6 protein-coding genes are annotated in these 4,958 nt (G+C 64.2%); all 6 read right to left on the bottom strand.

Going from position 1 to position 4,958, the window contains the following annotated elements:
• Positions 1-728: TPM domain-containing protein (locus H6B15_RS14990; protein ID WP_204648812.1), on the bottom strand; the 728-nt coding region annotated here is incomplete at its 3' end.
• Between the two features lie 19 nt (positions 729-747).
• A complete protein-coding gene (locus tag H6B15_RS14985; protein WP_204648811.1) occupies positions 748-1,404 on the bottom strand; it encodes a hypothetical protein in 657 nt (218 codons plus the stop codon).
• Between the two features lie 24 nt (positions 1,405-1,428).
• On the bottom strand, positions 1,429-2,613 hold the full coding sequence (locus tag H6B15_RS14980; RefSeq protein ID WP_204648810.1) for a toxic anion resistance protein: 1,185 nt from the start codon (positions 2,611-2,613) through the stop codon (positions 1,429-1,431).
• A gap of 55 nt (positions 2,614-2,668) precedes the next feature.
• Entirely contained in the window at positions 2,669-3,292 is a 624-nt protein-coding gene (locus tag H6B15_RS14975; RefSeq protein WP_204648809.1) for a 5-bromo-4-chloroindolyl phosphate hydrolysis family protein, read from the bottom strand.
• A gap of 109 nt (positions 3,293-3,401) precedes the next feature.
• The gene (locus H6B15_RS14970) at positions 3,402-3,920 is read right to left on the bottom strand and encodes a DNA-deoxyinosine glycosylase (RefSeq protein ID WP_204648808.1); all 519 of its coding nucleotides are present in this window, start codon (positions 3,918-3,920) and stop codon (positions 3,402-3,404) included.
• Between the two features lie 3 nt (positions 3,921-3,923).
• Positions 3,924-4,733, bottom strand: a complete 810-nt coding sequence (locus H6B15_RS14965; protein WP_204648807.1) for an HAD family hydrolase — start codon at positions 4,731-4,733, stop codon at positions 3,924-3,926.
• Positions 4,734-4,958 lie beyond the last annotated feature (225 nt).

Raw genomic sequence — 4,958 nt, 5'->3', positions numbered from 1 at the left:
CCCCGGGGCCAGCCGCCGAACCAGATAAAGGTGGGGCCCCGATACCCGCCGTACCGGCGGCGGGGAGAGGCCAGCAGAACCACCACCACGGCCAATACCGCCACCAGCACCAGAATGCCGGTGAAGGACACGCCGCCCCGGTCGGGCGGGGCGCTCTGGTAAGAGCCGCCGGAAACCGAGTTGAAATTGCCCGCCGCCACATCATCCAGGTTGATGGTCAGACCATAGATGGTGCACAGTTTCTGGGCCATGGCATACACCGTCTGGCGGGTGCCGGTGTCGTAATCCTTGTTGACCCAGTTGGGCTCCATATCCTCGTTGAGGATGGTCTGGAGCATCTGGACGGTGAACTGGGTTTCCAGCCCGGCGCCGCACATGGCGTGGTAGTTGTCCTCGCCGGGGGCCAGCAGCAGCACAATGCCGTTGTCCTTGTCCGCATCCCCCAGGCCCCAGTCGTTGGCCAGCTCGTAGGTGTAGCCTTCCATGGTGTAGTTGCCGATGGTATCCACCGTGTACACCCCGATCTGGGCGCCGCAGGTATCCTGCAAGGCGGTGCTGATGTTGGTCACATAGGTTTCGGTATCTTTGGAAAGGATGTCTGCATTGTCAATGACAGCCTTGTCCGGGTCCGCCTGGGGCGCGGCCAGCACCGGCAGCGCACAGGCGGCACACAACGCCGCGGCGGTCATCACACCCACAAACCGCGGCAGCAGGCGGCGTTTGTTCATGGTCGTCCTTCTCCTTTCGTCATCCGTTGGCGGTGTCGGTGGGGGCAAACAGCTCTGCCTGCCCCACGCCCCACAGCCGCCCGATCAGCGCGCCGGGGAGGGTACCCGTCACACGGTTGTATTCCTGGGCCTCCGGGTTGTAGTCGTTGGCAGCCGCCCGCTCCACCAGAGCCTGGCGGGAGGTGAATTCCGCGTACAGGGCGTCCAGCTGGTTGCGCTGGTCGCTGTCGGCCTGCAGGCTGGCAGCGGTGTAGGTGTCCCCCACCGCCGCATACAGCGACTGGTTGGCCCGGTACTGGGCCGCAGGGGTGGCATCGGTGGTGTTCCAACCCTCCAGGGCCGCGTTGGCAGCGGCCACCGTGGGGTCATCTTCCCCCAGAATCCGCCCGGCCAGCCGGATCAGGCTGGCCGCCGCATCGGCCTGGGCGGCCAGATCGGTCTGGATGCCGTCGCCGTACTCGTTGGTGGCGGTGGTGTACACCGCCGTCACCCGGTCATATTTTCCTTTCAGCTTGAGCCCGCCGATGCCGAATACCGACACCAGCGCCACCACCGCCAGCACCAGCGCCGCCGTGGGGGCGCGCCGGGCCGGGGCGGGCAGCTTGCTTTCCACCTGGCCCAGCACTTCCAGCTGAGGGCCCTGGATGGTAAAGGTTTCCTGTTCTTGCAGTTGCATGGTATCCCCTTTTGGCAAAAGGCGTTACTTGGCCTGTTCCAGCAGTTTGGCCCGCAGTTCCCCTTCGATGCGGCCCAGCTCCACCTCGGCGGCGGCCCGCTTGGCCTTGCCGTCCGCCCGGATCTTGTTCAGCTCGTCCAGGGTGGAGATCAGCTCCTTGTTGGTCTGCTTGAGGGTTTCCAGGTCCACGATGCCCCGCTCGGACTCCTTGGCAATGTCGATGGTGCCCTGCTTGAGGGTGGCGGCATTCTTGCGCAGCAGTTCGTTGGTGGCGTCGGTGACGGCCCGCTCGGCCTGCATGGCCTGCTGGCTGTGGGCCATGCCCAGGGCCAGCACCATCTGGTTCTTCCACAGCGGGATGGTGTTGATGATGGTGGTCTGGATCTTCTCCGCCATCATGGTATCGTTGGACTGGATCAGCCGGATCTGGGGGCCCATCTGGATGGAGATGTTGCGGGTCAGTTCCAGGTCGTAGAGCTTCTTTTCAAACCGGTCGCACATGTCGGCCAGGTCCCGGGCCGCCTGGGCGTCCTCCGGCAGCTGGGAGCGCTGGGCCTTCTCCTGGGCAGCTTTCAGCTCGTTGGCGCGCACGCTTTCCAGCTTTTTGCGGCCGGCCAGGATGTACATGGTCAGCTCCTTGAAGTAGACCAGGTTCAGCTGGTACATCTTGTCCAGCATGGTGATGTCCTTCATCAGGGTGACCTGGTGGTCTTCCAGCTTGGCCTTGATGCGCTCCACGTTCACGTCGGCCTTCTCGTACTTGGTCTTCAGGTTGGCAATGTTGGCCTGCTGGCGCTTGAAAAAGCCGAAGAAGCCCTTGGATTCCTCGGAGGCGTCAAAGCCCTGCAGCTCCCCGATCAGGTCGGTGATGAGCTGACCGGTCTCCCCCATATCCTTGGTCTTGACCTTGGACAGGGCGGTGTCGGAGAAATCACTGAGTTTCTTCTGGCTGGCGGCGCCGTACTGCAGCACCATCTGGGAATTGGTGATGTCGATCTTTTCGGCAAAATCGTCCACCATCTTCTGTTCTTCGGGGGTCAGGGGGGTATCCTCCACCTTGACGGGAGCTTCCTTCTTGGCTTCCTCCACCACCTTGGCGTCGGCTTCGGGGTCCAGGGTCAGGCTGGGCGCCGCCGGGGCGGCATCCAGAGTCAGGCTGGGCGCAGCGGGAACGTTCAGGTCCAATTCCGGCGTGGTATTTTCTGCCATAACAGCATCCATCCTTTCGGTTCGTTTCGGGGCAGGCCCGTGGTTTGTTTTTGGGTTATCGGGCCAGGTTCTGGCCTTTCAGAATACCTTCCAGCACCTCGATGTCGGTGCTGATGTCCAGCGCTTCCGCCGAATACAGGGCGTCCAGCTGGTTTTCGAAGGCTTGGGCAATGGTGCCGGCGGTCTCGTTGACCTCCCGCCGCACCTGACCGGCGTTGTCCCCCTGCACCGTCTGCATCCGGGCGTAGGCCGCCAGGATCTTCACGGCTTCGGGCAGGTAATACCGGGCAAACCGGTCCACCTGGGGGGCCTTTTTGGGGTCGTGCTGGATTTCATCCACAATGGCCCGGCCGGCCTTTTCCATCCGGTCCAGCTGGCGGGAGAGTTCCGCATCCGGAATGGCCCGGTTCAGCTGCGCCAGGGCGTCCAGGTTTTGGGTGATGCCGGTGAGCATGGCGTCGGTGTCTTCGCTGCCGGTGGAGAAGGGCACCTCCCGCCGGATGAGCCGGGTGGGACAGAACCGTCCGGCCACCAGGCCCACCGCCAGGCTGAGCACCGCCGTGACCGCCAGCCCCCACAGGGTGTAGACGGGCAGCAGCAGGGCCGCCACCGGCCACACCAGCGCAGCCAGATACAGCGGCAGCACCGGGCGACGGCGCACTTCTTCCCACTTTTTCATCGGCGTACCTCCCAGCATCAGGATAGCTTCATTATAATGCAAAGGCACACCCGATGCAAATTGATTCCGGCGTGTGCGCGCAAAAGTTTTCGGTTTGTTTACAGTTTTGTCACAGCCCGGCGGGCAGATAGGGCCCCAGGGCCGCGCCCCACACCTCCCGCAGGCGTTCCAACCGGAAGGAGGCGTTGGCCGGACTGGTGGAGGGCAGGGCCACGCAGTCCATGCCGGTATGGGGCAGGGCGTATTTGCGGTAGAGCCGGGCGGAGGTGCTGCCGTTGCAGACCACCCGCTGCACCCCCAGCCTGGCAATGAGGTCGGCCAGGTCGTTGGGCTCCACGTTGCGGATGGAGTCATCCGATGCGCCGATGATCTCACAGCAGCGGATGACGTCCCAGATGGCTAGTCCGTTTTGTATAATCATCTGCTTTTTCGCCGCAATGTCATCATGGGCAGGCACAGGCATCCCGGTGAGGGCGGCCATGAGCGGCCAGAACCGGTTCTGGGGATGGCCGTAATAAAAGCCCTGTTCCCGGCTTTTGGGGCTGGGAAAGCTGCCCAGGATCAGCACCCGGGCGCTGTCCCCGTGCAAGGGCGGCAGGCCGGGGCCCACATGGGTGTATTCGGCCACGGCTCAGCCCTCCTCGAAGGCCTGGGGCCAAAGCTCCCGGCAGAGGGCTTCCAGCCCGCCTTTGTCCGCCGGGGCGCACAGGCGGTCGGCGGCGGCCTTGGCGCCCTCGCTGCCGGTTTCCACCGCCACGCCCAGGCCCGCGGCTTTCAGCATACCGGCGTCGTTGTCCCCGTCCCCCACGGCCACACAGTCGGCGGCGGGCAGGCCCAGCTTATCCAGCAGGGCGGTCAGGGCGCTGCCCTTGTCCACCGCCGGGGGCAGAATGTCGCAGGCGGTGTCGCTGTCAAACACAAAGCGCAGCCCCAGATAGCCGTACTTTTCCTGGAAGCGGGCGGCGGCCTCCCGGTCCAGCCAGCCAAAGGCAGTGAAGGGCATGTCGATGAGATGCCGGTCCTGGTCCATGCCGTCCTTCAGGTCAATGCCGATGCGGTGGGTGCGGCTCCATGCCCGGAATTCCTCGTACCCCAGATAAGCGTAGCTGCCGTCGGAAAAAATAAAGCGGAGAGGATACTCGTAATTTTCGCAGAAATCCACCAGGGCATACATCTGTTCCGGGGTCATGCGGGTATCCTGCAGGATGGTGCCCTTGGCGTCCTGCACGTTGGCCCCGGCGGAGCAGAGCCAGTAATCCGGGCGGATTCCGCTGAGCAGCTCCTTGGGCACGCTGGCCCGGCCCCGGCCGGTGGCAATGACCACCTTGACCCCCGCCCGCTGTACGGCGGTGACGGCCCGGGCGGTGGCTCTGGGCACACAGGTGCAGTTGTGGGGACGCAGCGTGCCATCGATGTCCAGCACAAACAAACGATATGACATGGGTTGTTCCTTCCCTTCTATCTTCGGTGACCTATGTGGCTATTATACAGGAAAAGCCCCCGCAAAGTCTAGCGCCGGGGCCCCGGGCATATGCTGGAAAGAGAACTTTGCCGGGAGGGAGAGCCATGGGGGACGGGTTGGATCTTTCGCGGGGGCGCCGCAGTCGCCGGCGCACCCGGCGCCGGCTGGCCGTCTTGGGGGCGGTGCTGGTGCTGGCGGCGGGCG

The sequence above is a fragment of the Gemmiger formicilis genome (genome assembly GCF_016900095.1).
Lineage (GTDB): Bacteria > Bacillota > Clostridia > Oscillospirales > Ruminococcaceae > Gemmiger > Gemmiger formicilis_A.
Note: the sequence above shows the minus strand (reverse complement) of the source record. Positions and strands in the feature narration are given on the sequence as shown.